This is a genomic window from Spongiibacter sp. C9W (assembly GCF_057370015.1).
This window is the reverse complement of sequence record NZ_CM170672.1, coordinates 678,575-702,842: the sequence shown is the minus strand read 5'-3', so window position 1 is coordinate 702,842 and position 24,268 is coordinate 678,575. Positions and strand designations below refer to the sequence as shown.

The 24,268-nt window shown below is 56.0% G+C and carries 17 protein-coding genes; 13 read left to right on the top strand and 4 right to left on the bottom strand.

Translation table 11 applies throughout. From position 1 onward, the window contains the following. The first annotated feature begins 84 nt into the window (after positions 1-84). On the top strand, positions 85-2,556 hold the full coding sequence (locus AC2Q8J_RS03325; RefSeq protein ID WP_486452098.1) for a metallophosphoesterase: 2,472 nt from the start codon (positions 85-87) through the stop codon (positions 2,554-2,556). Positions 2,557-2,583: 27 nt separating this feature from the next. Here AC2Q8J_RS03325 and AC2Q8J_RS03320 read toward each other — a convergent pair whose 3' ends face one another. Then, entirely contained in the window at positions 2,584-5,523 is a 2,940-nt protein-coding gene (locus AC2Q8J_RS03320; protein WP_424142736.1) for an insulinase family protein, read from the bottom strand. Positions 5,524-5,569: 46 nt separating this feature from the next. Continuing rightward, on the bottom strand, positions 5,570-6,415 hold the full coding sequence (locus AC2Q8J_RS03315) for a glutaminyl-peptide cyclotransferase (RefSeq protein ID WP_486452097.1): 846 nt from the start codon (positions 6,413-6,415) through the stop codon (positions 5,570-5,572). Positions 6,416-6,527: 112 nt separating this feature from the next. Between AC2Q8J_RS03315 and AC2Q8J_RS03310 the strand changes: the two genes are divergently transcribed. Further along, positions 6,528-7,046 (top strand): nuclear transport factor 2 family protein, encoded by a 519-nt coding sequence (locus AC2Q8J_RS03310; protein ID WP_486452608.1) that lies wholly within the window; start codon positions 6,528-6,530, stop codon positions 7,044-7,046. A 32-nt stretch (positions 7,047-7,078) separates the two neighbouring features. On the opposite strand, the gene AC2Q8J_RS03305 is transcribed toward AC2Q8J_RS03310, so the two are convergent. Beyond that, positions 7,079-7,579 carry a nuclear transport factor 2 family protein gene (locus tag AC2Q8J_RS03305; protein WP_288362585.1) on the bottom strand — a complete coding sequence of 167 codons (501 nt, stop codon included), beginning with the start codon at positions 7,577-7,579 and terminating at the stop codon, positions 7,079-7,081. 37 nt (positions 7,580-7,616) lie between these two features. Further along, positions 7,617-9,650, bottom strand: a complete 2,034-nt coding sequence (gene mnmC / locus AC2Q8J_RS03300) for a bifunctional tRNA (5-methylaminomethyl-2-thiouridine)(34)-methyltransferase MnmC2/FAD-dependent 5-carboxymethylaminomethyl-2-thiouridine(34) oxidoreductase MnmC1 (RefSeq protein WP_486452096.1) — start codon at positions 9,648-9,650, stop codon at positions 7,617-7,619. Positions 9,651-9,669: 19 nt separating this feature from the next. Between mnmC and AC2Q8J_RS03295 the strand changes: the two genes are divergently transcribed. From AC2Q8J_RS03295 to AC2Q8J_RS03245, 11 genes are all read left to right on the top strand, one after another. Continuing rightward, positions 9,670-11,310, top strand: coding sequence for a peptide ABC transporter substrate-binding protein (locus tag AC2Q8J_RS03295; RefSeq protein WP_486452095.1), 1,641 nt, complete (start codon positions 9,670-9,672; stop codon positions 11,308-11,310). Continuing rightward, positions 11,311-12,258, top strand: a complete 948-nt coding sequence (locus AC2Q8J_RS03290) for an ABC transporter permease (protein ID WP_486452094.1) — start codon at positions 11,311-11,313, stop codon at positions 12,256-12,258. Position 12,259: 1 nt separating this feature from the next. Beyond that, a complete protein-coding gene (locus AC2Q8J_RS03285) occupies positions 12,260-13,555 on the top strand; it encodes an ABC transporter permease (RefSeq protein ID WP_424142742.1) in 1,296 nt (431 codons plus the stop codon). Continuing rightward, a complete protein-coding gene (locus AC2Q8J_RS03280; protein ID WP_486452093.1) occupies positions 13,552-14,529 on the top strand; it encodes an ABC transporter ATP-binding protein in 978 nt (325 codons plus the stop codon). Before AC2Q8J_RS03285 ends, AC2Q8J_RS03280 begins: the two co-directional genes overlap by 4 nt. Beyond that, positions 14,522-15,490 carry an ABC transporter ATP-binding protein gene (locus AC2Q8J_RS03275; RefSeq protein WP_486452092.1) on the top strand — a complete coding sequence of 323 codons (969 nt, stop codon included), beginning with the start codon at positions 14,522-14,524 and terminating at the stop codon, positions 15,488-15,490. The genes AC2Q8J_RS03280 and AC2Q8J_RS03275 overlap by 8 nt, the downstream gene beginning before the upstream one ends. Positions 15,491-15,559: 69 nt before the next feature. Beyond that, on the top strand, positions 15,560-16,054 hold the full coding sequence (locus AC2Q8J_RS03270; protein WP_204995524.1) for a hypothetical protein: 495 nt from the start codon (positions 15,560-15,562) through the stop codon (positions 16,052-16,054). Positions 16,055-16,146: 92 nt separating this feature from the next. Beyond that, positions 16,147-17,847 (top strand): AMP-binding protein, encoded by a 1,701-nt coding sequence (locus AC2Q8J_RS03265; RefSeq protein ID WP_286839368.1) that lies wholly within the window; start codon positions 16,147-16,149, stop codon positions 17,845-17,847. A 70-nt stretch (positions 17,848-17,917) separates the two neighbouring features. Continuing rightward, a complete protein-coding gene (gene hrpA / locus AC2Q8J_RS03260) occupies positions 17,918-21,814 on the top strand; it encodes an ATP-dependent RNA helicase HrpA (protein WP_486452091.1) in 3,897 nt (1,298 codons plus the stop codon). Between the two features lie 45 nt (positions 21,815-21,859). Further along, positions 21,860-22,726 carry an HvfB family MNIO-type RiPP peptide maturase gene (locus AC2Q8J_RS03255; RefSeq protein WP_486452090.1) on the top strand — a complete coding sequence of 289 codons (867 nt, stop codon included), beginning with the start codon at positions 21,860-21,862 and terminating at the stop codon, positions 22,724-22,726. After that, positions 22,726-23,481, top strand: a complete 756-nt coding sequence (locus tag AC2Q8J_RS03250; protein ID WP_486452089.1) for an HvfC family RiPP maturation protein — start codon at positions 22,726-22,728, stop codon at positions 23,479-23,481. The genes AC2Q8J_RS03255 and AC2Q8J_RS03250 overlap by 1 nt, the downstream gene beginning before the upstream one ends. A 67-nt stretch (positions 23,482-23,548) precedes the next feature. Continuing rightward, positions 23,549-24,268, top strand: a complete 720-nt coding sequence (locus AC2Q8J_RS03245) for an MlaA family lipoprotein (RefSeq protein ID WP_486452088.1) — start codon at positions 23,549-23,551, stop codon at positions 24,266-24,268.

Sequence of the window (24,268 nt, the reverse complement as noted above, 5' to 3'; positions counted from 1 at the left end):
CTTGTTGCCTGCGGTGGAGGTGGTGGGGGCGGCTCCGGTCGCGACGACGCGCCTTCCTATAGCGTAGCTCCAGGTGAAGCGTCGGTGCTAACCTTCGATGACACCGCGCGTTTAGAACTGGCGTCGACCAGCGCAGCGCAAGCCCTGTCTATTTCTTTAGAAGTGAACGTCGCTGCGGAGCAGACGCAGTATGAGCTGCAGCCCACGGAAACACAGCTGCTAACGCCTGCTAGGTTATTCTTACCCCTGCCGGAAAACCCCAAAAATCAGCGCTATAGCGTGGCCAGAAATGTCGATGGCCAGTGGCGGCCGCTATTGAGCTCTGTGCAGAGCGAGGCGGGTGTCACGGCCAGTATCACCCAGTTCGGTGAATATCGCTTGGTTCCCACTGAGGCTCCCGAGGTGGCGCGCGTGGTCAACGGCAACTGCGAAGCACAAGCCGAGGAACAATCGCTGCGCTTTATTCACGTAGCTGACCTGCATGCACGCTATGGTGGCCCTGAAAAGCTTTTTAGTCGTATCAAGGCCTACCACCGTCAGGCGCTTGAAGAACAGCCCTATACAGTATTCAGTAACGGCGGAGACGATTTTGAAAAGGGCAGCGTCGCTGAGTTGTTATCGGCGGGAGCCGCGACGGTTGAGGTCACCAAGGCCATGGCGTTTGATGTACGCGTCATTGGCAACCACGATTTTGCCTGGGGGGCGGACACGCTACTCGACCACGCCCAGGACCCAATCGCACAGGTGATTGCCAGTAACAGTGAGTACCGAGGCGGCAGTGCAGAGAGTTTCGGCGCGCAGGGCTTTGCAGTACTTCAGGTAGGCTGCTTGAAGGTCGGCTTCTTTGGTATGAGCTCGGGGCCGTGGAATGAGCTTGATGAGCCCCTTGAGACGGCACCGATTCCGGATTTCGTCCCCGACTTTAAAATGAATTGGCACTTGCAGCATATTGCCGAGGGGGTGGTCAGCCAGTACCGGGAGCACGTGGATGTTTTAGTGATGCTCAGCCACCTAGGTGCCAGTGCGGATCGTGAAATCCTACTCGCCAACCCAGAGATCGACCTCGCCCTTGGCGGACACAGCCATTTGGGTACCGAGTTTGAGCAGTTGCCGTCGGGCAATATACTGATCCAGCCAGACTTTTTCGCCGATGGTCTGAGTGACGTGACGCTTCGCTACCGCCTGTCGGACAAACGCCTCCTAGACGCCAGTGTTGACGAAATTCAGGTGCGTGATATTGCTGCGCCCGATGCGACAACACAGCAGGTTATTGAGGGCATTGTGCAAAAATACAGCCCCGATGCGCATGTCGAAATCGCCTTGGCTGAAGACCAGCCAAACGCACAACAATTAACCGCCCTGGCAGCCAAAGCGGCGCTATATCATCACGGGGCCGATGCCGCGTTGCTGGATCCCTCGCAGGTTATCGAGCGCTGGCTGCCTGGGACGGTAACCGCAACCGAATTTCATCGCGCGCTACCCGTTGAGCGACAGCCCGCAGATACGCCAGGTTTTAAGGCATTCTATGAAGTTAGTGTATCCGCCGCAGAACTGGCTGAGATGCGTGCGGCGCAGCCAGGTTGGGTGTTTGTCTCGTCGCAAGCAGCCGAGTCAGAGCCCATCAAGCTGGTGCTCTATAAAAGTGCCGCGTGGAATTTGCCGCTTTTCTTCCCCAATTTAGCTGACCGCTCAGCAACATACCTGTCAGAAAGCTGGGCAAGTCTGGATGCGTATGCGCGCCAGCGCAGCAGTGACTGCCTGTATCTGGATATCGATAAAACCCTGAGTCGCTGTCAACCAGACACCGTTACCACAACGTGGCAGTTCCATAGTGATGAGCAGCCCTTGCGAGAAGACGCTGGGCCCTCGCGCCTGAGCTACCTTAACGTTGCCACACAAGCGGATACCCAATTCGGCCCGCCGGCAGACTTTGGTGTGCCGGAATTAGCGGGTGGAGACTCGGTGGTGATGGCATTTGATGCATACAGTCCGGAGCAGGGGTTGAAACTGCAGACCAACGTCCCTGCGAACGGCGATCTCGCCGAGCAAGGAAAATTATCGGATTACTCGCTCGTTATGGACATTTTATGGCCAGAGGCCAGTGATGGCTTCTGGCGCGCCATTATGCAGACTACGCCTAATAACGATGATGACGCAGACATATTCTTCGAATCCAGCGCCAGTGGCGGAGTGGGTATCGCCAGTGCCGGTTCCGGGTACTTTGGCGAGTTCCGTCCAGGAAAATGGCATCGACTCGGCTTGGTATTTTACGCCGGTGGCGATGGCGGTAGCTTCAAGGCCTACCTCGACGGTGAGCTAATCGGTGCCAAGGCGGGGGGAGATATCGGTGAACGCTGGGCGATAATTGATGAGCTGTTGCTGTTGACTGATAACTCCTTTGAAACACAAAAGGGTTACATGAATGCGCTGTTATTCTCGGGGCGCGCGCTGAGCGACAGCGAGCTCAATGACCTGGGCGCCGCGAAGCAAAATTTACGCCTGCAGCCCAATGCGCAGCAGCTGCAGCAGCGCATACAGCGCCACCTTCATCACTGATGGAGTAGGTGGCACTGCACGCGGGCGCTAGAGTTGCCGTTGCTCAAAGCCTTCCGCTGACAGCCAGTCGTCAAGGTTTTGGGCCGTTGCGCTATTACTGATTACCGCAATGCTGGGCGCCACGCCCTTGAGGTACTCTCGGGTGACCCGCTGCAAATCGTCGCCAGTCACCGCAAGTACGCGGTTTCGGAATGTGCGGCGATCATCAATGCTGCGGCCAAAAATACGGCTGTGAAAATCCTGCTTTGCCTCGCCGGCGGGCGAGCCGGGTTTGTCGATATTGCTGACAACGCCCAGTATCGCTTGCTCCAGGGCGTCGCTGCTAACGGGTGTGTCCAGCATCCAGTCAATGGCTTGGCTGAAATCGTTTAGCGTTTCTTGCAAGCGTGGGTCGCGGTAGGAATAAAAGCGGAAGGCCGCAATATTGGAGTCTTGCGATGCGCCGCCGCCATAGGCGCCGCCCTGTTCGCGAATGCTGCGATGCAAGATGCCGTTGCGAAGATACACAGCCAGCACACTCAATATCGCGGCGTCCGGATGGCCCGAGGGAACGGTGGGGTAGGCGCTGGCGCAGAAGTTGACCTGGGAGTTAGCAGACCAAAATTCACGACGTGCTTCACGGCAGGTGTCGGTGTGCAATAGCGCGTTGCCATCGCCCTGGAAATTATCCCAAACCGATGCCAGCGCTGAGCGATGAGCATTGAACCCCTGTTCTTCAGCAACGACCAACAGCTGCCGGTTGGCAGAGAGCACTTTCTGGTGAATGGCCGCTAATCCCTCAGCCAAGGCTGCTTTGCCGCTCGCTGTCTCAGCCGCATCGCTCAGCTGTCGAAGCTGCAGAATGCCATCTAAACCGGACATCTTTTGGCTAATTCTTGCAACGGGGCTCATCCCCGAAGAGGCCGCTGCCATGGCCAGCGCGTGCCCGTTTCCGGTGATTGAAGACTCTCGTCGCGCCTTCATGTGGGCGAGCATATCGTAGATTCGTTCATGTTCGTCAAAGCGTACCTGCTCCAGTGTGTCGCGCATGAGCGTTGCTTGCGCCTGGCAATTACGTAGCAAGGCCTTCGACGACAGTACTAAGTACGCCTGCTGCTGCTGTTCATCGTTTATGCCGCCGCGCATACTGGTGTAAGCCGAGATGCCGCCACAAATAGCGGCTTGGTGGGCTTGCACCTCTATGTAGCTGCGCTCGCCCAGGCCGAGCTCGGTGACGGTTTGGGTGTAGAGGGGGAGTAAGCCGAGCTCGTCATCGCTGAGATGCGGCATTTCGATTAACAACTGCTGGTAAATCAAACCATTGGTGCCGCGGTTGTAATAGCAGTAGGGCAGGTTGCCGAAATGTGCGTCGGTATAGGGCAGCTCGGGGAGGTCTTGGGCGACATCTGCCAAGCCTACTCGGGGCAAGATGCTCTCGTCTTCTTGCAGGGTTTGTCGCTCAGCCAAGGCTTCTGCCTGATCGATAATCGCCTGCTTCTCTGCGTCGCTGAGCGAGGCTTGGATTGTGGCCAATCGGTGTTGTTCAGCGTCTTCGGCGCGCTGTTGATACTGTTGGTCAGGACTGAAAACCAGGGTGACGCGATGAGGGTTATCAATTAGCTGCTGCAGCAAGCGGGGAAGATAATCCGCATCAGCGATTTTCTCACGCAGGCGCGCAAGCGCTGGGTCTAGGTCCAAGACATCAACGGGGTTGCCGCGGTGGGTGGCCGCTCCCAAACTATTCAAAATCAGTTGCAGGCCATAGGGGTAGCCGTCGCCACTGATCTCTCGTTGTTGTAGCTCCAGCTGGTGAAGGACTGATTCAACTTGGTCGGTGTCGACGCCCTCCTTGACCAAGCCGCGGAGGGTGTCGAGCACCAGGGCCTCTACGGCATCGCGGTGCTCGACCTCACTGCCTTCCAGTCCGCAGGCAAACACCATCTCACGCATTGAGTCCTCTAAACCACACATCGGCGAGGGGGAGCTCCCCAGGTCGCTGGTTTCAAGCGCATGCAGCAGTGGACTGGAGCTGTTATCCAATAATATTCCGGCAAGAAGTTGCGCCTCTAGCAGGCTATCAAGGTCGGTACTATTGCCCAGTAGCCAGGACAACACGATATGGGTCTTACCCTTGGGGTCTTCCGCCGCTGGCAGCGGGTAGGACTCTTGCACGCGAATGGGGGCGTGGTAGCGTTTTTCATCCGCCACTGCAATGTGCTTATCCAGGGCGGTAAAGCGCTTGAGGGCCAATTCTTCAAAGCGTGCTTGGTGCTCGGCGGCAGAAATATCGCCGTAGGTCATAAAAATGGCGTTGCTGGGGTGGTAATGGCTTTCGTAAAAGCCCTTTAGCTCTTCGTAGCTGAGGTCTGGAATGGCCTCCGGATCGCCGCCGCTGTTGTGGTGATAGGTGGCAGTGGGAAATAAATACTTACACAGCGTGTGCCAGAGCCTGCTTGGTATCGAGCTCATGGCCCCCTTCATTTCGTTGAAAACCACACCTTTAAATTGAAGTGCGGAGTCGGGATTGCCGCGTTCGCTAAACTCTAACCGATGACCCTCTTGGGCGAAATCTAAGGGGTGCAGGCGTGAGAAGAAAACGGCATCTAAATACACCTGTAACAGGTTATCAAAGTCTTTCCTGTTGCTGCTGGCAAAGGGGTAGGCTGTCCAGTCGGAACTGGTAAACGCGTTCATAAAGCTGTTCAGCGAGCGACGAATCATCATAAAAAACGGGTCGCGCACCGGGTATTTTTCGCTGCCACACAGCGCCGTGTGTTCCAGGATATGAGCGACGCCCTTCGAATCGTTAGGGACGGTGCGGAGTGCCACAAGGAACACATTTTCTTTATTGTCAGCGTCAATATGGTAGTGGCTGGCGCCGGTTTCTATGTGCCGGTATTCGCAAAGGGTGACGCCGAGTGCGTCGATTGATTTACTGCTGAGCAATTCAAAAGCAGGGTGGGCGGCACGTGGTTGGGTAGCAGTCATAGAATCCTGTCTTGAGCGATTAAACGTTTCAGGGAGACTAGCATTTTTAGCCGGCTTTTGCGGCGCTTTTTGCCGTCTCCAATACTGGAAGCGTAAAACGAATTCGGTAGATTTTGGGCCAGAGTTTACCAGTCACCAGCCAGGTATCGTCGCGGGCATCATAGGCGATACCGTTGAGCACCGCTTCCTGATGGAGGCCCTCTGGAATGAGTGCACTCAAATCTAGTTGTGAAACGACTTCGCCTGAGCGCGCATCAATGACAAGGAGGTAGGGCTGCTTCCATTGGTTGGCGAGGATATAGTCGCCATGGCACTCCAATTCGTTGAGGTGCTGATAGTTACCGGCTCCGGTAATGGTGAGGGTGTCCACCAATGAGAAGTCGCTGGTTCGGCGCCATTGTATTTCGTCGCTGCCGTCAGACATTGCAAATAAGTCGCGGCGCGAGTGATAGCAAATACCCCAACCCTGACCCTCGTATGCGTGACGGCGCAGTAGCGCAAACCGCTCGGGGTCTATCTCCAGTAATTGGCCAGCGCGCCATGTGAGCAGGTAAAGTCTGCCTCTGTGGAAGGTTAAGCCCTCTGCGAATAGCGATTTGTCCAGGGTGACGCCCCGCAGGGTTTCAGTGCTTTCTTCAGGGGGAGTACTCCCTTCTGGGGCAGTACTCCCTTCTGGAAAGGGGCGTGCAATCACTTTCGAGTGGCCATAAAGACCGCTGCTCTCAAAAAGCTGGCCGTGAAACAGTTCCAGCCCCTGGGTGAAGAGCGCTGTTGAATGAGGGTAGTGCCCCACAACGTCGTAAGGAAGCGTATTAGCAGCCGCGCGCAGTGGCAGTGCGACGACCACAAGAGCGATAAGCGTGTGTAAGCGGTACATCACTATTGTCAGCATTCACAGTGTTTGCAGAATCTCCTACTATGCCATTTCGCTGGTAGCCGCGCACCACTGACGTGCAGATGACGGGCACCGTGGCTAAGCAAGGATTTGGAGGGCACTCAGGGTGATGAACAACGACGATATTCTCTGGCACTTGTCAGCGAAGGAAGCCATTCGCGACTTGGTACTGCGCTACTGCCGGGCCATTGACCGCAAAGACTACGCCGCATTGGCGGAGCTCTATCACCCTGATGCCACTGAAGACCACGGGGCCATGTTCCTTGGCGCAGCGAGCGATTATGTTCAGTGGTTGCCAGAGCAATTATCCCAGATGACTTTGACGGTGCACGCGGTAACGAATCACCTGATTGTGGTTGACGGCGAGCGCGCCGAGGGCGAAGTGTATTGCCAGGCTTACCACCGTTACCCTGGTGCCTCGGGCGATGAAGAGCTGCTGGTGGGTGGGCGGTACTTGGACCGTTATATTCACTGTGAAGGCCGGTGGCAGTTCAGCCACCGCGAAATTGTCACCGACTGGAATGAATGTCGCCCTAGCCGTTGTGACTTTTCAGGCCCCATGTTTGCCGGTACGGCCCAAGGGGCTGAGTTGTCTCGCGATCCATCCGCGGCTTGGTTTGTTGAATGAGCCGCTAGGCTTTGTTCTCCAAGACGAACATCCTATAAGGAGGGCATTGTGTTTCCGGTGTAGGTAACGCGGGCATGGTCACCAGAGAAATCAATCATCTCAACAGCCGCCACGTTGAAGCGGCTCGCTGATATCTTCCACTCTCCATCGACACGTTGGTATTCATCGTCGTAGTGTCCAGACAGCTGAATGCGCGTTTTATCCTGGGTGTTGATGCTCAGAAAACGCAGGCCGATGTGCCCCGTTGCCTGGTCTTCCGAGAGGATGCGGATAACGGGGTTTTGGGCGTGGTGCATGTCGATAATGTGGGCGTGGCAGCCAAGTTCTTCAAAGACGTTTACAAAGGCTTCGCGGCTGTCAAAGCGCCCGATATGGCCGAAGTCGATGTCGATCTTTCCCGCAACAAAGCAGTTACTAACCTCCTCGGGTTGCTTGGCATCACAGGCATTTAGGTAGCGGTATTTCAGTGCAGAAATTGCTGAAATATCCTCGAGTTCGCGCAGACGTTTTTCCAGGGCAGTGTAGTCGCTCACGCAGGCTCCTATCATGTGTTGGTAGTTTGGGGGCAGCCTAGCGTTTACTGCGCATTAAGTCACGAATGATAAAACGCGCGGGCGACAAACTTTCGCACAACTGCTTGGGCAGTGGCCGATTCTCATTGCATAGATAGGAAGCAAGCAGTTCGGCGGCGATGGGGGTCGACGTAAGGCCCCGCGAGCCGTGGGCGACATTCACATAGCAATTGCGCACATAGCGCCCGGGCTGATCGATGGCGCGGCGAGCATCTTTGCGCAACGCGGCGTAATCATTGTCGAAGGCTTCAATATCGGGCAGGGCGCCAACAATAGGCGCGTAATCCGGGCTGGCGCAGCGCAGCGCGGCGCGGCCGCCAATCGCTTCGCTGCCGGGCTTTAGCAGCTTCGGGCTAAGGTCGGCGAGTGTGTTGAGGTTATAGGCGTGGTCCTCAGCCGTTACCTCACTGTTGGCGTTGTGAAGATCAAAGCTCGCGCCAATGCAGAGTTGTTGCTTATGTTCAGGGGCGACATAGCCTTTGTGGCACACCACGCACCGGGGTGAGGTCTGAACATCCTGCTGTCGAAAATAACTAATTTGACCGCGAATTTTACGCAGAGGTAAGAACGCGCTCTGTGAAAACTGTGTTGCGTCGTGGCTATTGGCAATAACGACGGCATCACCCTCAGCAATTGGATGTTGCCCGCTGCCAATGATCTGCCAGTGGTCTCCGTGGTCAAGCAGCGACAGTGCCTCACTGTTGGTCAGTAGCGCAATGTTGGGGTGAGCAATGCGTTCTTTGCAAACACTCGGCGGCGACAGCCAGCCCGCGGCGGGATAGAAGATACCGTCTTGGCGAATATCAATACCGCTTAATGCAGAGGCTCGATCACGATCCACAAATTTTAGCCAGTGGTGTTCGGCCAATTGCTGCTGCAAGCGCTTAAACAGCGCCTCCTCGCGTGGCGAATTGGCGAGTTGAAGAACACCGCAAAACTCACCATCAATGGCATCGGAATTGCTTGCAATACGATGATAGTGGTGAAGCGCATAGAGAAAGCTGTGCAGAGTAAACACGTTGAGCAAGCCGGGTTCCGGCGATAATTTGGTGTAGAGCATGCCCTGGGGGTTGCCGGATGCCTCCTCGGCAGGGTTGGCGCGGCGCTCGATAAGGGTGACCCTGAGTCCTCGCTCTGCCAGTGCGCGGGCGGTGGTGCAGCCAGCTAAACCGGCACCAACCACCACCACTGAGTGCACGCTTGCGGTCGCGGCAGGCTGATGCCACGGCAGGCGGCTCGGCGGCAAAGCGGGCTCGGTGTCGGGCTGCGCGGCAGAAAAGTGCCCGACAAGCATGTCGCGTTTGCGGCCAAAGCCCTTGGTTTTGGTCACGGTAAAACCGCGCTCACGCAGACCACGTTTGACTATGCCAGCAGCGGTAAAGGTCGCAAAGCTTGCATTGGGCTTGCTCAAGCGAGCCATGGCGTCAAAAAGACTCGCTTGCCACATGCCCGGGTTGGCAGAGGGGGCAAAGCCGTCTAAAAACCATGCGTCAACGGCGCGCGGTGACGAGTCGGGGTGACTGCCAATACTGTCAATCAATGCGGGCAGGGTGTCGGCAATGTCGCCAAACAGCAGGTCTATGTGCGGCCCTCTCTCACTGAGTGAGCGGCGATGGTGTCCAGGTATCAAAGGGGGATAATTGTGCTGTAGAATCGCCGCCAATGACGCTAGGCTTGGCCAGTGCTGATGGGCTTTGGCAAGGTCGCCACTGTTCAGCGGGTGCTTTTCGCAGGAAATATAGTGCAGGGTCCAAGAGTCGGGCGCACATTGTTGCCATAATTGCCAGGCCAGTAAAAAGTTGAGACCGGTACCAAAGCCGGTTTCGCAGATGGTAAAGCGTCCGGGTTTATTGGCATCTAGGGCTCTCCAGCGTTCTGCCAGCTGGTTGCCGTCAAGAAAAACATAGCGGCTTTCGGCGCTGCCATCATCGCGGGAAAAATATACATCACCGAAGTCGCTGGCGCAGGGAACACCGTCTTGCCAGTCGAGCTCGGCAGGTTGGAGATAATAAGGATTGTTGTGGTCGTTCAATGACAGGCCTGTAAACGCTATGAGAGAGGCAACAGGTATTGTAACAGGCAAAATTGCGTCGGCTGTAATGCTGATTGTATTTGCTGTCGTGGGGATACTCCCAGGCCTGCCCGCGCAAGCGGGCGCCGTCGACCCAGAGTCAAAAAGTATTACGCTGGCCCTCGCGACTGAACCGCCCACATTGCACAGTGCGAGAGCGACAGATACGATCGCGAGTTTTGTTATCTCTCATATGATGGAGGGGCTGCTGCGCTATGGCGAAAGCGGTGAGCTGGTGGGCGGGGTGGCCGAACGCTGGCAAATCGACGAAAACGGGGCGCGGTTTTGGCTGCGCGAGAATGCGACGTGGAGTGACGGGCAGGCGGTTACCGCTCAGGATTTTGTTTTTGCATGGCAGTATGCCCTGCGCCCGGAAACCGCCTCCCAGTATGCGTTTATCTTTTATCCGATTAAAGGTGCTCGCGCCGTAAACGAAGGCCTTGCGCCGCCGGATTCACTGGGTGTACGGGCTGTCTCCAGCACCGAGTTGTATGTCGAGTTTGCACAGCCGTGTCCCTACTTCCTAAGCCTTACGGCCTTCATGAGTTATATGCCGCTGCGCCAGGACCTCGTAGAGCACTGGGGGCGCCGTTATGCCGCTGACGCCGACAAAATGCTCTACAACGGGCCTTTTACCCTGACCAAATGGGTGCACGGTGCGCATTTAACCTTGGAGAAAAATCCGCATTACTGGGACAAGTCGTCGCTGCAGATATCACGCATTGACATGCCCTATATCACCGCAGACCCCGGTGCACAGTTTAATTTGTTTCGAGATGGGCAGATTGCACTCGCCAATTTAGATACCGGTTTGTTGGATGAGGCGGTTAAGCGCGGCTATGACATTCAGCATTTTCACAGTGGCTCGCTGTTCTTTCTGGAGTTTAATTTTCGCGCAGGCAGGATTACAGCGAATAGAAGCTTCCGAAAGGCGATTCAGTATCTGTTGGACCCAGATGTACTCGTCAATAAAGTGATCGGCCTGCCGGGCGTGCTGCCGGCGTATTCTCTTTTTCCGGTCACAGTGCGCGGCCAGCGACAGGCTTTTCGTCAGGAGTATCCAGTTCGGCGACTGCGACAGGACCTGGCCATGGCGCGCCAGTATCTGGCGCAAGCGAAAAGGGAGCTCGGCCTTGAGACCTTCCCAGCGCTTATGCTGCTTGCCGGAGACAGCCCTCGCGCCGTGCAGGAGGCCGAGTATTACCAGTACCTCCTCAAGCGCGGCCTGGGCCTGGACCTGCGTATTGATCAGCAGGTATTCAAGCAGCGCATAGAAAAGATGCGCCGCGGCGATTTTGACATTGTGGTTGCTGCCTGGGGGCCTGATTACGACGATATTATGACCTTTGCCGATTTGTTTGCCTCGTGGAATGACAATAATCGTGGTCGGTACAGTCACCCGGAATATGATCGCTTGGTGCGCGTTGCTCAAAGCAGCGCAAGTGCTTCCCAGCGATTTGCCGCGATGGCTGCCTTGCAGGATTTGGTGGTTGATGATGTCCCCATTTTGCCCACCTACGAGAATGCCATGCTGTATGTTCAGCACCCTCAGTTAAAGGGCGTTCGTCGTTCAGTGTTTGGCGGTGACCCCAATTTTCGCGATGCCTGGATTGAGCCCTGAATGATGATCAAGTTTGTATTGCATCGGCTCCTATGGGGCGCGATAACGGTTTGGTTTATTGCAACGGCGACGTTCTTTGCCATGCACGCAGTTCCGGGTGACCCATTGATCCAGGACAAAGCGATGTCGCCGGCAGTTCGCGCGCAGTTGGAAGCGCGTTACGGGCTAGATAAGCCGCTCAGCCAGCAGTACTTCACCTTCATGGGCAATATGATAAACGGCGACTTCGGTATCTCCTTTACTCAGGAAAATCGCCGTGTGAACGACATAATACGCGAGCATTTTCCGGTGTCGGCAACCCTGGGAATCGCGGCCATTGCTATTGCGTTAGTGGGCGGGGTATTGGCAGGCAGCATCGCCGCGCATTACCGCGGCCAGTGGCCTGATAAGTTCGTAATGTTCATGGTGGTTGCAGCGATTTCTGTGCCGGGGTTTGTGATAGCCGGTTTGGCTCAATTGATTATCGTCAAGCTCAACGCCGCGGCCGAGAGCACGGTGTTGCCGGTGGCGGGGTGGGGAGGTGTCAGCCATGTTTGGGTCCCGGCTCTGGTACTGGGGCTGGGTACCCTGGCATATTTAAGCCGCTTGAGCCGCGCGGCGATGCTCGAGGTACTAAGCAGCGACTATATATTGGCTGCGCGAGCGCGCGGTATCAGTGGTGTATCACTCTTCTTTCGCTATCAGCTGCGCAATGCCCTGTTACCGGTAGTGACTGAACTCGGTCCAGCGGTTGCCGCGATAACGACAGGCGGGTTTGTGGTTGAGCTGATTTTTGCCATACCCGGCTTGGGACGCTATTTCGTGCAGGCCGTGCAACAGCTGGACTACACCGTCATTATGGGAACCACGGTATTTTATGGCGCCTTTCTGGTGGTCATTGTCGTGCTTGTCGACATCAGTTACGGTCTGATCGACCCTCGCATCCGTTTGTCGGCGGGGCGCAGCTAACATGCGCATTCCCGTATTTCGTTTTGCGCCGTGGCAGCCGCCGGTACTTCCTGATGTGGAGTGCGCGGCGCCCCCGTCATGGCGGTGGAGCCCCAGCTTACTAGCGGCCGCAGGCACGGCGATGGCGATGCTGCTTTTTGTGCTCCTTGGCCCGTTAGTGTGGCAGCAGGATCCGAGCCAGCAATGGTTGTCGCAGGTGTCCAGTGGACCGACATCGGGGATATACGCAAGGGTGGTCGGCCCCATATCAACAAAGGGAGCTGGTAACGTCAGCCGCTTGACGGTGCTGGAGAGTAATACCGAACGCGTGCAGCTTGCCTGGCCCGAGGTCGTTTCGGTTGAGCGTTTTCGCCTCTATCGAGCCAAACAGCATCAATCGGGTAAAGGCCTGCCGCTGTGGCAGGGTAGGGGCCGGTCGTATACCGATGAGTTGCAATTGCGGCGTCAGATCTACCGTTACACCCTGGTCGATGCCGACACGGGGCTGATGCTGTTTTCAACCGAGACGCGCCCTGAACCGGCAATTTCGGTATTTGAAGCCCAGTTGCAGGGACTGATACCTGCCTCTGCGACGGTTTATCCTGAGTACCTTAGATTGCCTGCTCACCCTCTGGGTACCGATGCCTTGGGCCGCGACATCCTGGCGAGGCTGATGGCTGGCGGGCGAAGCTCGTTGTTTGTGGGGATTGTGGCGCCGCTATTGTTTATCAGTTTCGGTGCGATCTTTGGCGGTTTGGCGGGCTATATTGGCGGTAAATTTGACCAATTTGCCATGCGCTCGGCGGATTTTGTCGTCGCACTGCCTTTCTTGCTGTTCATGATTTTACTGCGTATTGCCTTCGGGATTGGTCCCGGTGAGGACGGCATTTTGCCACTCATTTTGGCGATGTTACTGCTTAGCTGGCCGAGCAGTGCGCGGCTTATTCGCGGCCAAGTGCTGGCCCTGCGCAGCCAGCCATTTATCGACTCGGCGCGACTCTCGGGCGTTACTACTTGGGGGATTTTCCGGCGACATATTTTTCCAAATGTGTTGCCGGTGTTGATGGTGGCATTCAGTTTTGCCATACCCCAGGCGATTTTTACTGAGGCCTTTCTTTCATTTATTGGTATGGGGGTGTCGCCACCAAGCACGTCTTGGGGGGCAATGTGTAACGATGGTATCAAAACACTTTTGTCCCACCCCGGGCAGCTATTGTGGCCGGCCGCAATGATCAGTATTTCGGTATTGGCGTTTAATATTCTCGGTGACGCATTGCGTGACACTGCCGATAAACGCAGCGGCGGGGTGGGGCAATGAGCGTCGTCGCCATAGAGCATTTACAACTCGCACTCAGCGGCAACCAGGTGTTGAGAGAGGTGTCCTTCAGTTTGGCCGAGGGAGAATGCCGAGCGCTTGTCGGCGAGTCTGGCAGCGGCAAGTCGTTAACCGCCATGTGTTTACTCGGTTTGGCACCGCCCAATGCGGTGCTCAATGCCGAGCAGTTCAGTGTAATGGGGCAGCCACTGCCAGCTCAGGGGCATCGCGATTGGCGAGGGTGGCGTGGGCGGCGCATCGCCATGATATTTCAAAACCCGATGACCGCATTAAGCCCCACGCGAACGATCGGAGCGCAGCTGTCTGAGTGCTTTCGCTTGCACCGCAATATGGACCGTCGACAGGCGTGTGCCGAATCTGCGGCACTTCTTGAGCGCTTGGCGATTCCGCGTGCCGAGCAGCGCCTATCTCAATACCCCTTTGAGTTTTCGGGTGGCATGTTGCAGCGGGTGATGATAGCGCTGGCGGTTGCTTGTCGACCGAAACTATTGATCGCCGACGAGCCGACCACCGCACTGGATGTGACGGTTCAGGCCGAAGTGTTGGCACTGTTGCGTGAATTACAGCACGAGCAGGGCACCAGTCTACTGTTTATCAGTCATGATCTGGGGGTGGTGGCCAATATTGCTGACACCGTATCAGTGATGTACGCCGGTGAAACCGTGGAGTCGGCCTCTGTAGCGAGTTTGTTACGCCACCCTGCGCACCCCTACAGTGAGGCCTTGCAGGCAGCAATGCCGCGTTTGCATAGCAGGGAAATTACGGTTGCCATTCCGGGTTCACCGCCCGATATGCGCGGCACTATTCACGGTTGTGCCTTTGCACCGCGCTGTAAACATCGCATGGCTATTTGTGAGGATTCGCCGCCGTTGCTGGTCTCACCGCGAGGTGCTGGCGTGCGCTGTTGGCGCTGGCACCCGGACTACCCCGAACGCTGGAGGCTGCAGCATGACTGAACCATTGCTCGCCTTGCACCAGGTCAGTTGTCATTTTCAGCGCAATAATGAGGATCTTGCCGCTGTCGATGGGGTGAGTTTATCCATCCGCGCTGGCGAAGTGCTGGGGCTAGTGGGCGAAAGCGGCTCCGGTAAGTCCACCCTGGGGCGTATCATTGCCGGCCTGCAACGGCCTTCCCACGGCACTCTGCGATTCAACGGAGCGGTTTTACCTGAGAAGCTCCAGCGCCGCCGCGCGGGGCAGATACAAATGGTTTTTCAGGACAGCTACGCGAGTCTCAACCCCCGCATGACCATCGGCGACAGTTTGTCCGAGCCACTGCTGGCTCGCGGTGAGCGTCGCAGTGTGATTCACCAGCGGCAGGGGTATTGGCTGGAGCGGGTCGGCCTTGGTGCACGATTTGCCCAGCGCTATCCCCATGAACTGTCCGGCGGGCAGCGCCAGCGGGTGGGGATTGCCAGGGCCTTTTTGTGTGAGCCGCAGCTGGTGGTTTGCGACGAGGCGGTATCGGCGCTGGATGTGTCGGTGCAAGCGCAAATATTGGCGCTGTTGAGGGAGATTCAGAGCGATCTCGGTACCGCAATGGTATTTATCACCCACGACCTGGCGGTACTTGGCGGCTTGGCTGACCGCATTGCGGTGATGTACCTTGGCGAACTACTTGAGCTAGCGCCCTGCTGGCAGCTGCTGAATACCCCGGCGCACCCCTATACTCAGCAGTTGCTGGCTGCTCACCCCGAGCCGACGCTCGATCGCAACAAGGTACAAGTGGGCGCCCCGCGGACCACGGAGCTGCCCTTGCCGTTAAGTACCGATGTCGGCTGCCGTTTCGCCGACCGTTGCCCCTACGCCCTTGAAGCATGTCGACAGACCCCACCCTGGCTTAAAGCGCAGGCTGAGGGCAGGGCCGTAGCCTGTCACCGCAGTGACGATATTGCCGGTGCAGCACCCGCGGGCTGAGGCTGGTGTGAAGGGGTGTCATGCATTAGCATGCTGTCGCCAGAAAATGACGTATCAGGAATAACAACAATGAATGTAAATATTGAGACCCCCGCGCTGATGTTATTGGCATCCTCGCTGATTAAACAGTGCATCATTGATGGGCAGCGCAGCGACGGAAAGCGTTTCTTTCGCGCCTTGGAGGCGGGTAAGGCGGTATTGCTGAACGATGTGAAACTTGAAGACGGGTCGGTCCTGCGCGTCAGTCTTGATATGAACTATGATGAGTTCCGCGGACAGTTAAACTTTAGTGCATTTCGCAATCAATTGATCATGCTCGTGGATAGCTACGCCCGCTTTCTAAAAACAGGCAATGCTCCCAGGGTGATGAGTGATCAAGAGGGGCAAGAACATGTTATTTTTGTGCCTGTCATCAGCGAAACAAAGGGGCAGATGAATGCGCTGGTACTGGGTGTAGACCAGCGCCAGGCGGGAAATTTGCGTTTTCGTCTGATGTTTGTGGACCCGGATCAGTTTGCGGCTGGCGAGTCGACTGGTGTTGACAGTGAACACAAATCTGGTTAGCTTGCCAAATTCACTTGAATAGGCGTCCGAGCCCTTGTGCCAACCGGCATGGGGAGGCACGTCGATAACAAAAATATAGCTAGGGGGCGACCTTGTCTGAGCAGCAACAGCAAATTGCAGAAACGATTAACGCGGCGAGATCACGCATTGGCCTATCCAATGACGTCGATCTGCAAGAGTTCCCGAATTTGGTCGGTATGTTTGACCACTGCGTCAATCAATACGCGGCGAACCCGGCTGTCAGTTGCTTGGGGCACACATTAAGCTACGCAGATTTGGATCGCTTGTCTGCGCAGTTTGCCTGTTACCTGCAAGAGCACAGCGGTTTGCAAGCAGGCGATCGCATTGCGATTCAAATGCCTAATATTTTGCAGTACCCGGTTGTACTGTTCGGTGCGCTGCGTGCCGGCATGATCGTGGTGAATACCAATCCCCTTTACAGCGAGCGCGAACTCAAGCACCAATTGAACGACTCCGGTGCAAAGGCCATCGTCGTATTGGCAAACATTGCCGAAACAGCGGCCGCGGTAGTTGGTGATACTGGCGTGGGTACGGTTATCGTTACTGAAGTGGCCGACCTTCATCCACCAGTGAAGCGGACATTGATTAACAGCGTACTTAAGTATGTACGCAAAGAAGTCCCCTCGGTTAAATTCAAGAACTCCATTAGCTTCCGTAAAGCCCTGGCCAAAGGCAGTAGCAAGCAATATCAAAAGGCTGCGCCGGACCTGGAAGCATTGGCGCTGCTGCAATATACCGGCGGTACCACCGGGGTATCTAAAGGCGCAATGATTAGCCACAGAAACCTGATGGCTAACGTATTGCAGAGCCGAGAGAACTTCTCCAGTTATGGCTTGGTGAGTGGCGGCGAAACCTTTATCGCGCCGCTGCCGCTGTACCACATCTACTCCTTCATGCTGACGTTTGTTGTCATGATGCAGGGTAACCACTCAATTTTGATTCCCAATCCGCGTGAGCTGGACAGTGTTATTAAAGAGATGAAACGCTGGAAATGGACGGGAATGAGCGGTATCAACACGCTGTTTGTTCAGCTTTGTAAACACCCGGAATTTGCCAGCTTGGACTTCTCCGGCCTCAAGGTCACCCTGTCTGGCGGAATGGCGCTGACTGCCGGTGCCGCGAAAACCTGGAAGGAAATGACCGGCGCGGAGATCTACGAGGGTTACGGTTTGACCGAAACCTCACCAGTGGTATCGATCAACCCAGGTGGTGCCAACCAAATTGGTACCATCGGCCTGCCGCTGCCGGGTACCGAAGTGCGTTTGGTTGACGACGACGGCAACGACGTGGGTATCGGCGAGCGCGGCGAACTTTGCGTGCGTGGCCCGCAGGTCATGATGGGTTACTGGCAGCGTCCGGACGAAACTGAGAAGACCATTAAAGACGGCTGGCTGCTGACTGGCGATGTCGCGGTGGTGAAGGAAGATGGCTACCTGAAAATTGTCGATCGCAAGAAAGACATGATCTTGGTGTCCGGTTTCAACGTTTACCCCAACGAGATCGAGGATGTGCTTAGCTCGCATCCAAATATTGCTGAGTGTGCGGCGATTGGCGTGCCTGATGAAAAATCCGGTGAAGCCGTTAAGATTTTCGTTGCGCCCAAGCATGGCGAGCTTGACGAGAAAGAGTTGAAGGACTTTTTGCGCGAGCGTCTTACCGGCTATAAAATGCCGCGCTATATCGAAGTTCGTGACGAACTGCCCAAAACGAACGTTGGTAAAGTACTTCGCCGCACTCTGCGAGACGAAGAGCTCGCCAAGCGCGCCAGCTGATTTTTACGCTGGAAAACGCAAGGGCGCCCATGTGGCGCCCTTTTTATTTTAAGGTCCTAGTCTAGCGCTCATGTCCGGCCATAATTGGAATCTCCTCGCTGACAAACTCGGCGACAGCTACCGCCCCGATCACTATCGATTGCGACGTCGTTTGCAACAACTGCAGCGACGAGAGCGAGACGGGCAAGCTGTCGGCGACGCCTATGTCAAACTTGAGGAGAGCATCAACGCCTCCGCTGAGCGACTGCTCTCCCGGCAGCGCGCCGTACCGGCGGTGAGTTTCCCCGAGGCATTGCCAGTCAGTCAGCGTATTGACGATATTCGAGCAGCAATCGATAAACACCAGGTTGTGGTGATTGCCGGCGAGACGGGCTCGGGTAAAACCACGCAGCTGCCGAAGTTGTGTCTGGAAATGGGCCGCGGGGTCAATGGGCAGATCGCCCACACCCAACCTCGTCGTCTTGCGGCGCGGACGGTGGCTCAGCGAATTGCAGATGAATTGAATACGCCGTTGGGTGATGCCGTGGGTTATCAGGTGCGTTTTCAGGAGCAAAGCACCCCGAACACCTATATAAAGTTGATGACCGACGGGATCCTGCTCGCTGCAATCGCCAACGACCGTTATTTGAGCGATTACGACACGATCATCATCGATGAGGCCCATGAACGCAGCCTCAATATCGATTTTTTGCTGGGTTACCTGAAAACCCTGTTGCCTAAGCGCCCAGAGCTCAAACTGATTATTACCTCTGCAACCATTGATGTGGAGCGCTTTTCTCGCCACTTCGACAATGCCCCCGTCGTCGAGGTGTCCGGTCGCAGCTACCCGGTTGAATTTCGCTATCGCCCTTTGGAGGACATCAGCGCAGAGCAAGACCTGGGAGAAGGGGTAGAACAGGTATTGCGGGAGATGATCGCCGAGGGCGCGCAACGCCATGGCGATACTCTGGTTTTTTTGAGTGGCGAACGGGAGATACGCGACGTCGCCAAACAGTTGCGTCAAGCGCAACTGCCGGGTGCGGAGGTGTTGCCGCTGTATGCGCGGCTGAGCGCGGCGGAACAACAGCGCATTTTCGACCTTAAAGGCCGGCGTGGCTGGCGCGTGGTGTTGGCGACAAACGTGGCAGAAACCTCGCTGACGGTGCCAGGCATTCGCTATGTGATCGACGCAGGTACAGCGCGCGTGAGTCGCTACAGCGTTCGCAGTAAGGTACAACGCCTGCCCATTGAACCAGTGTCTCAAGCCAGTGCAAATCAGCGCGCGGGCCGCTGCGGGCGCGTGGCAGAAGGCATCGCTTATCGCCTGTACAGCAAGGAAGACTTTGAGCGCCGCCCGCTGTTTACCGAGCCGGAGATTCAACGTACTAACCTGGCGGCCGTTATCCTCCAGATGTTGCAGTTGGGTCTGGGTGATATCCGCAAGTTTCCCTTTGTCGACGCGCCGGATAACCGCTTAATTCGCGATGGCTTCGCCTTGCTGAGGGAACTCGGGGCCGTCGACGGGGAGCGGATGACGGCGCAGGGCAAGATGCTGGCGCGTTTTCCGGTAGATCCGCGTATAGCTCGGCTGATTATCGCCGGGGCAGAACAGCAGTGCCTGCGGGAAATACTGGTGATTGCCAGTGCCTTGAGTATTCAGGACCCACGCGACCGCCCGGCGGATAAACAGCAGGCGGCGGACGAAAAGCACCGGCGTTTTTGGCAGGAGGGGTCGGATTTCCTCGCCTTTGTAGCACTGTGGGAATACGCGGAGGAGCAGCGCCAACAACTCAGTGCGAATCAATGGCGCAAACTGTGTAAGAAGGAGTTTCTCAGCTGGACTCGCATGCGTGAATGGCGAGAGGTGCACCACCAGCTACTACTGATGTGCCGGCAGTTAAAGCTCGAGCAAAATAAGCAGCCAGCCGATTACCAAAACATTCATCGCGCACTGTTGCCGGGCTTTCTCAGTCAAATTGCGAACCATGACGAAGGCAGGGAATACCTCGGCGCGCGCAATCGTAAACTGATGATTTTTCCGGGGTCGTCGCTGCGAAAGAAAACACCGAAGTGGATTGTTGCCGCTGAACTGGCAGAGACCAGTCAGCTCTTTGCTCGCTGTGTGGCAAAGATCGAGCCCGAGTGGGTGTTTGGTATCAACGACAGTTTGTTGAAGCGCAATTACGCCGAACCGCATTTCCACGCCCGTAGCGGGCGGGTAATGGCCTATGAACAAACCCTGCTTTACGGCTTGACTCTGCGCGACCGTCATCGCATTCACTTTGGCCCTATTGACGCCAAGCTGGCCAGGGAGGTCTTTATCCGCCAGGGCTTGGTTGAGGGGCGTTACCGAGGTGCGGCGGCATTTTTTGCCCACAACCAGGCCTTGCGTCGCGAGATACTCGACTTGGAAGACAAGGCGCGCCGGCGTGATATTTTGATCTCAGATGAGGAGATCTATGCGTTCTATGATGAGCGCCTGCCCGAGGGCATAACGACCGCCAGGCAACTGGAGTCCTGGCTGAAAAAATCCTCTGCGGATGCCACTCTTAAGATGGCTCGCTCGCAGATGATGCGCAGCGAGGGTGGCGTTGACGAGGCGCAATTTCCCACCCAGTTGAGTTGTGGGGGTAAACAGCTGGCCTTGTCTTACCACTTTGAGCCTGGGCATCGCGATGACGGCGTCAGTGTTTCCGTTCCGCTAGTATTGTTGCACAAGCTGCCGGAGGGGCGCTTCGAATGGCTTGTGCCAGGGTTATTGCGAGAAAAATGTATTGCCTTGGTTAAGGCGTTGCCAAAGGCCCAGCGCAAGCAATTGGTGCCGGTTCCTGACTACGTAGATCGGGCATTGGCCCGGCTAACGCCGAGTGACGAGCCTCTACTACCGGCATTAGCTGCTCGGCTGGAGCAGCTTAGCGACGCCAATATTGATTTAGCGGCATGGTCATCGGCGACCATAGATGACTACTACAAAATGAATGTGGTGGTACTCGACGACGGCGGCAAGCGGCTGGCGTCGGGGCGGGATATTGTTGCATTGAGGGCGCAGCTCGCTTCAGAGGTGCAAAAAAGTATCGCTGAAGAGAGCCAGGGTGGTTTTGAGGTGCGCCGCTATCAACAATGGGAGTTTGGCGAACTGCCTGTCGAGCATCGCTTCAAACAGGCGGGCGCGACCTTGACTGCGTTTCCCTGCTTGACGGATTCGGGGCAGGATGTGGAGCTCAGCTTGGCCGAAACGCTGGAGGAGGCGCTGAACAAGTCCTTGCGCGGCTGTTTGCGGCTGTTACTTCTGCGTTTGCCCGCCCAGTGCAAGAGTCTGCGCGCTAAGTTGTTTAAGGGGAATGCCCAACAGCTACAGTTCGCCGCCTGCGGACAACAACGCAAAGCGTGGATAGAGGCCTGTCTATTGGTGGCAGCGCGTCGAGCTTTTGCAGTTACTACGGATAATCTGCCGCGCGATCAACAGGCCTTTGATGCCCTTTGGGAGTCGGGTCGTGCGGAATTTGTGCCTTGTGCCGAAGAGGTTGCAGCGTTGCTAGGCGATATTCTCGCGTCGCAGGCGCGAATCCGAAAGCAGCTGAAGAAGCTAAACAGCTTGAGCTGGATACACAGTATTAATGATATTCAGCGCCAGTTAGACGGCCTATTTGTCGACGACTTTATTTTTCAGGTGTCTACCGAGGCGCTTGGCCACTACCCGCGATACCTTGCTGCGATAGAGGAGCGGGTCAGTAAACTGGACGGCCACTATCAGCGGGATCGCCAGTCGACACTAGCCATTGAGCCGCTACAGGAGCAGCTGGAAAACGCACTGGCTCGCGATCCCAAGTTGTGGCAGAAATCAGAAAAGCTCAGAGAATACCGCTGGCTGTTGGAAGAATTTCGCGTGTCGTTGTTCGCCCAGCGCTTGGGCACGGTGCAAACCGTATCGGAGAAACGCCTAAAGCAGCTTTGGCAAGCGTTAAAGAACGATGTAACAATTCGCTGAGTCATACGTCCTAATACAACAATAACGGGCGAAGAGGAGAGGGCCTTGCCTCGATATCACGTTCAGCAACAGTCAGCAATTCAACCGGGCTTAGCGGCAGATGCTGTGGGACTGGGCTTGCGACGCGGCATGCTCGATGCCTTCAGCGAGTTGCAGCCCGGCGATATCGACTTCTTCGAGGTCGCCCCCGAAAACTGGATTGACCTCGGCGGACGGTTTGGCAAGGCATTTGAAGCGCTGGCTGAAAAATTCCCGGTCACCCTGCACGGTTTGAGCTTAAACATCGGCGGTTTTGCGCCGCTCGACTACGCGTTGATCGACGATATCGCGGCATTCATCGACCGCTTCGATTGTCGCCTCTACAGCGAGCACCTTACCTACTGCGGCGACAGCGGCCACCTCTACGACCTGATGCCGATCCCCTTTACCGATGAGGCGGTTGCGCATGTTGCCGAGCGCGTAATTGAGGTGCAGCGGCGTCTCGGCCGAAAAATTTTACTGGAAAATGCCTCCTACTACGCCGCGCTTGATAGCCAGATGACCGAATCGCAGTTCATTACTGGCGTGCTCGAAGAGGCCGATTGTGGCCTATTGTTAGATGTGAATAATGTTTACGTTAACAGTGTGAACCACGGCTACGATGCCCGGCAATTCCTGCGCGAGCTACCGCTGGAGCGCGCCGCTTATATGCACATCGCCGGTCATTTTGACGAGGCTGATGACCTCAAAGTGGATACGCATGGTGCGCCCGTTATCGAGTCCGTGTGGCAGCTGCTTGGCGAGTGCTATGGGCATTGCGGGTCTTTGCCGACATTGTTGGAGCGAGATTTTAACTTTCCACCAATGGCCGAGTTGCTCGATGAGATATCGCGAATTCGCGATGTGCAGGCGACACGGGAGGTAGGGCAGTAATGGACCCCTTTCAGCAACAGCAGCAGGCCTTAACCGCCTATTTGCGCGATCCGGAGTCTTGCCCAGCGCCGCAGGGGATCGAGCCTCGTCGCCTGGCCGTGTATCGAGACTTGTTCTACAAGAACATAGAGGGCTTCATCAGCGGTGGCTTTCCGGTTTGTCGCAGTATTTTTCCCGATGATCAGTGGCACGCCATGGTGCGGGACTTTATGAAAGTCCATCACTGCCAGAGCCCGTATTTTTTGCAAATTGCTGAGGAGTTTCTTCACTACCTTAGCGGTGCGCGCGACCACCCCGATGATCCGCCATTTTTACGGGCGCTGGCGCACTATGAGTGGGTGGAACTTGCTCTCGATACAGATACGGCCGCGCTGCCGGCGAAACTGTCTGTGTCCACGCCCTTGGTCGATACCTGTTTGCGGAAGTCGCCCCTCGCCTGGAGCTTGAGTTACCCATACCCCGTGCATCGTATTTCCAAGGCCTATCAACCTCTCCACACGCCGGGAGACATGACATATTTGGTGGTGTACCGGGACCGCAGCGACGCGGTGCGATTTATGGAAATTAATGCCGTCACCGCTCGCTTGTTAGCACTGCTAGAAGGCGGAGCCTCGCCACGTGAGTGTTTGGCGAGTTTGGCTACGGAACTGGCGACAGAGGAAGGCCGCTTGGTTGACTTCGCTGAGAGCCTGCTACAACAGCTGCTGGAGGCGGATATTCTCTGCCTTGCAGAGCCTTCATTCACTGGCGAATAACATCGCTGGTATTAATGTGGGCTTTAGGTATAGTGGGCGCAATACAAAAGTAGGGAATACTATTCGCATGTTGCTGCATAGACTGCTCACTACGGTGATTTGTCTGTTCGCGCCGCTGTCTTTCGCCGCAGAATATGGCAATGATCCCCGCGACCCCTGGGAAGGCCTCAATCGCCACATTTTCGCCTTTAACGAGGGGGCGGATCGCTACGTCGCCAAACCGGTTGCTAAGGCTTACAAAGAGGTGACGCCGAGATTCGTTGACCAGGGCATCGGCAATGTTTTTGACAACCTCGGTGAGGTGAAGAACTTCTTCAATGATGTCCTCCAGGGCGAGGGCAAAGACGCCATGGTTGATGCCGGGCGCTTTCTGATAAACACCACGGTGGGTGTGCTGGGCTTTTTTGATGTCGCGACCCATCTGGGACTGCCCCGCGAGTCAGAGGATTTTGGGCAAACTCTGGCTGTTTGGGGGGTAGAGCCCGGCCCCTTTCTAATGCTGCCTCTTCTCGGTCCAAGTACCATTCGCGATGGTAGCAGCCGCTTTATCGATCGCTATGCTTCACCGACCAGTGAGGTTGAGCCCTTTTCCGCTGAATTGGGTTTGATGGCGCTGGATCTTGTGCAATTACGTGCAAAATTATTGGGCTCCGATGAGCTGGTCAGCGGTGATAAGTACACCTTTCTTAAAGATGCCTATCTGCAGCGCCGTCAGTTCCTAATTAACGATGGCGAGTTTCAGGATAGCTTTGGCGACGAGGATTTTGAGTCCTTTGATTTTGAATAG

Coding starts and splice junctions, on each gene's coding strand:
- AC2Q8J_RS03320 (WP_424142736.1), bottom strand. CDS start 5,523: ATGACTGCTACCCAACCACGTGCCGCCCACCCTGCTTTTGAATTGCTC.
- AC2Q8J_RS03315 (WP_486452097.1), bottom strand. CDS start 6,415: ATGCTGACAATAGTGATGTACCGCTTACACACGCTTATCGCTCTTGTG.
- AC2Q8J_RS03310 (WP_486452608.1), top strand. CDS start 6,528: ATGAACAACGACGATATTCTCTGGCACTTGTCAGCGAAGGAAGCCATT.
- AC2Q8J_RS03295 (WP_486452095.1), top strand. CDS start 9,670: ATGAGAGAGGCAACAGGTATTGTAACAGGCAAAATTGCGTCGGCTGTA.
- AC2Q8J_RS03290 (WP_486452094.1), top strand. CDS start 11,311: ATGATGATCAAGTTTGTATTGCATCGGCTCCTATGGGGCGCGATAACG.
- AC2Q8J_RS03285 (WP_424142742.1), top strand. CDS start 12,260: ATGCGCATTCCCGTATTTCGTTTTGCGCCGTGGCAGCCGCCGGTACTT.
- AC2Q8J_RS03280 (WP_486452093.1), top strand. CDS start 13,552: ATGAGCGTCGTCGCCATAGAGCATTTACAACTCGCACTCAGCGGCAAC.
- AC2Q8J_RS03275 (WP_486452092.1), top strand. CDS start 14,522: ATGACTGAACCATTGCTCGCCTTGCACCAGGTCAGTTGTCATTTTCAG.
- AC2Q8J_RS03270 (WP_204995524.1), top strand. CDS start 15,560: ATGAATGTAAATATTGAGACCCCCGCGCTGATGTTATTGGCATCCTCG.
- hrpA (WP_486452091.1), top strand. CDS start 17,918: ATGTCCGGCCATAATTGGAATCTCCTCGCTGACAAACTCGGCGACAGC.
- AC2Q8J_RS03250 (WP_486452089.1), top strand. CDS start 22,726: ATGGACCCCTTTCAGCAACAGCAGCAGGCCTTAACCGCCTATTTGCGC.
- AC2Q8J_RS03245 (WP_486452088.1), top strand. CDS start 23,549: ATGTTGCTGCATAGACTGCTCACTACGGTGATTTGTCTGTTCGCGCCG.